This window comes from Methylobacter svalbardensis (assembly GCF_037671525.1).
Classification (GTDB): domain Bacteria; phylum Pseudomonadota; class Gammaproteobacteria; order Methylococcales; family Methylomonadaceae; genus Methylobacter_A; species Methylobacter_A svalbardensis.
Genome location: NZ_JAWPOH010000149.1, coordinates 1 through 2,381, shown reverse-complemented (window position 1 = coordinate 2,381; position 2,381 = coordinate 1). Strand labels below are relative to the sequence as shown.

General features: G+C 40.2%; 2 protein-coding genes. One reads left to right on the top strand and one right to left on the bottom strand.

Features of this window, described 5'->3' with window-relative positions; translation table 11 throughout:
- Positions 1-90 precede the first annotated feature (90 nt).
- A complete protein-coding gene (locus RW114_RS20430) occupies positions 91-429 on the bottom strand; it encodes a hypothetical protein (RefSeq protein ID WP_340124568.1) in 339 nt (112 codons plus the stop codon).
- Between the two features lie 473 nt (positions 430-902).
- On the opposite strand from RW114_RS20430, the gene RW114_RS20425 reads away from it, so the two are divergent.
- A complete protein-coding gene (locus tag RW114_RS20425) occupies positions 903-2,156 on the top strand; it encodes a Fic family protein (protein ID WP_340124567.1) in 1,254 nt (417 codons plus the stop codon).
- The last annotated feature ends 225 nt before the right edge of the window (positions 2,157-2,381 follow it).

Below are 2,381 nucleotides of genomic sequence, written 5' to 3'. Positions count from 1 at the left end.
TTCTGGAAAACATATGGTTGGGAGGGATTTGGGGCGTTTAGGGTCGACGGTTTCGCTACAGTACCGTGCTGCTGGATAATTTTCCAAGAATCAGGCTGCAAAAAATTTAAAAACTTGAACATCGAGTGATAGTTCACAAATAAGATGCTTTATTTTCAACTTATCGGTTTTTTTGAACAAGGGCATGTCAAAAAATTGGTCCAATAACTGCACCCATTCAGCTTTATGGTTACTTAAAGCCTCTTCCAGGGGTTCGTACTCCAGCTCAAATTTTTGATGGTACTGCGGAACCGTTTCTTTCCATTCGATCAGCAGTTTCTTTTGACGGTCAATTTTTTTAGTCAGGCTATTAAATTGCTTTTGAGCCGTTGATAAGGTTTTTTTTCCTTCGGCCTTGGGTGTAATCCGGACTATTTTGGAGGAGTTCATTTTGTTGATCTCATGGTTGAGCGAATGAGAAAGGGTAATGGAAAATCAATTGGCGCTATTAAAAGTTCACTGCGGCACCAGGCAAACAACGCAGGTAGAAATGTGGCAAACGTAAGCATACCCCATGCGTATTTCTAACGGTACTTTGCATTTAATTTGATGGTTCATGATAGCACATCTTGCGGTGGTGCTGGTCTGTCGAACCAACCTTTGCAAGTTATCATGTCCTCAATCACGGCTTGAATGATTATGTCTTTAAAGGTGGTTGGAATAAACCTTGAGCTATGGTTTTTTAAAAAAACATGAGGTATTCAAAAAAATATCGGCAAATTTTTAATGAAAAATACAAATAAATACTTATTAATCAATTATGTAATTATTATTTTAATATCGGCGTAATAATCGGCAATAAAGTAGAAGTTAGTCTAAAATAACCAATAAAATTCAGTCTCTTATAAAACTAATAGATCGGCATGGAAATTATTGAATCGCCTTCCAAAATAGAACCTTGCTTAATTGGTGAAAATATCCCTTCAGAAACATCAGACTTAATTGCTGAGCTTGTCGAAAAAGCCGTTACTCTAAAAGCAGGTTTACATCCCAGTACTGCCGAAAGCCTGTCTTCGATTGTCAGAATAATGAATTGCTATTATTCCAACCTTATCGAAGGACATAACACAAAACTGCAAGATATCGCGCGAGCGCTTAATAATGATTTTGAAAGTGACAAGGAAAGACGTAACTTACAAATTGAGGCATTGGCTCATATTAAGGTGCAAAGCAAGGTAGATGAGCTTTATGCGGACGGAAAACTCCCTAATCCGACGTCTGTTGAATTTATCTCATGGCTACACAAAGAATTTTATTCTGACGCTAGCGATGACATGCTAACGATCAAAAATGGCAAACGCAGTTTTATCATGGAGCCTGGAAAATTCAGATCAACCACTGAGCATAATGTTAGTGTTGGTCGGCATGTCCCACCGAGTGGAGTGTATGTTGAGGCCTTTATGCGCTATTTTGAAAGCCGCTATTGCGCCGGCCATATGGGTAAAAGTAATCAAATAATGGCAATTGCCGCAGCACATCATAGGCTTGCGTACATTCATCCCTTTTTAGACGGTAATGGCCGAGTTAGCCGATTAATGAGTCACGCAATGGGCTTGCAAGCAGGGATAGGTGTTTCAGGGTTATGGTCTATTTCCAGAGGTCTTGCGCGTGGGTTAAATAGCCCAAAAGACTACAAGAGCATGATGGATTTGGCCGACACGCCAAGACAAGGAGATCTTGATGGTAGAGGTAATTTATCGCAAAAAGCCTTAATTAGCTTCACTAATTGGTTTCTAAGCATCAGCATTGATCAGGTTGCATTTATGTCACGCTTGTTTGATCTTGCGCATCTAAAAAAACGCCTGGAAACCTATGTCGCTATTAAAGCGTTTAAGCCTGAGTCTATTTATATTTTAACTGCCGCGTTAAGCAATGGTGAAATTTCGCGCGGTGATGCAGAAAGACTCACAGGACTTAAGGAGCGTAGCGCGAGAACCGTGCTATCCAGTTTGACCGAAGATGGCATTCTGGGTTCCAGTTCACCCAAGGGTCCCGTTTCGCTTCGATTCAATGTTGACTCGGCGAGAATATTATTTCCAAAATTGTTTGATGACATTCCGCTTGAGTCGGAGCAGATGAAAAATCAAAAAGAGGGTGTCGAAGTGGGACGGCGCTAACTGATTGATTTTTTTTGCTGGATAATGCCTCCAACGATATTCTATTTTTTATCCTTTATTATAGAGTGATGTTTACTAACCGAAAACGCAGATCATTATTATGAACGTAATACATGGCGCTTGGATTCCAAAAAATACCCAAGACTTTATTCAATCGGGTGATTTTTACCTGTGGGTAGAAAGCGACGAGCTTAGCAGTAAGCCAAAAATTCCGCTCCATCCTCA

Coding starts and splice junctions, on each gene's coding strand:
- RW114_RS20430 (WP_340124568.1), bottom strand. CDS start 429: ATGAACTCCTCCAAAATAGTCCGGATTACACCCAAGGCCGAAGGAAAA.
- RW114_RS20425 (WP_340124567.1), top strand. CDS start 903: ATGGAAATTATTGAATCGCCTTCCAAAATAGAACCTTGCTTAATTGGT.